Source organism: Limosilactobacillus pontis DSM 8475 (assembly GCF_001435345.1).
Taxonomy (GTDB): Bacteria; Bacillota; Bacilli; order Lactobacillales; family Lactobacillaceae; genus Limosilactobacillus; species Limosilactobacillus pontis.
The window spans coordinates 1-783 of the sequence record NZ_AZGO01000024.1; the positions used below are offsets into that span (position 1 = coordinate 1).

Annotated in this window: 1 protein-coding gene; it reads right to left on the minus strand. The window is 40.6% G+C overall.

Features of this window, described 5'->3' with window-relative positions:
* The coding region (locus tag FD34_RS01485) for an IS30 family transposase (RefSeq protein WP_057806098.1) at positions 1-695 on the minus strand (695 nt) is incomplete at its 3' end.
* Positions 696-783 lie beyond the last annotated feature (88 nt).

Genomic DNA, 783 nt, shown 5'->3' on the forward strand with positions numbered 1-783 from the left:
GCGAATTCCTTACCGTTGTCAAAGGTGATGGACTTAAAAAGATGACGAGACTGTTTTGATAGCCATTGGTCCAAATAATAGTTCACACTCTCGGCCGTTTTGTGATGGACATTCAAAACAATCTCAACTTTTGAAATCCGTTCTACTAGGGTCATCACAGCACCATGGTGAGCTTTCCCTTGAACCGTATCAGCTTCTAAATGACCAAATTCATGTTGGTAATGTGGAAAATCGCGATAACGTTGGTAAATACTGCGACCAAGATGGCCAGCTTTCCCACGCCGTTCAACGTAGCCATTTGGGTGACGGTTACCTTTCATTGGTAACTGCTTAACATCAAAGCCATATTGACCACGAGCAAACATGCGATAAAGCGTCCGCATACTACAACTGATTTTCTTCTCTAACCGACCAATAATGGTATCTGGCGTCCAACCTTGACTAACTTGCTTGGTAATGTAACTTACTTCATCATCAGGTAACGTCATTGGTTTACGACCATAACGGCGCTTATTCCGTTGGTACTGCTTTAAATACTGCGTAATTGTCTTGCCCGTATCCAAGTAACGATAAACTCGATAAATTGTTTCAGCACTACGCTTTAGTGATTTAGCAACTCGATAAGCTCGAGTGTCTTGACGATAAAATTCAGCTATGAGAGTTAATTCACGTGTGGTAAGATGTTTGTAGGTCATTTGTGATTGCCTTTCTTTTGATTAGGGATACTCAAAAGTCTATCACAAATGGCTTTTTTGTTTTTCTAACTTAATTTTACAAACCGGG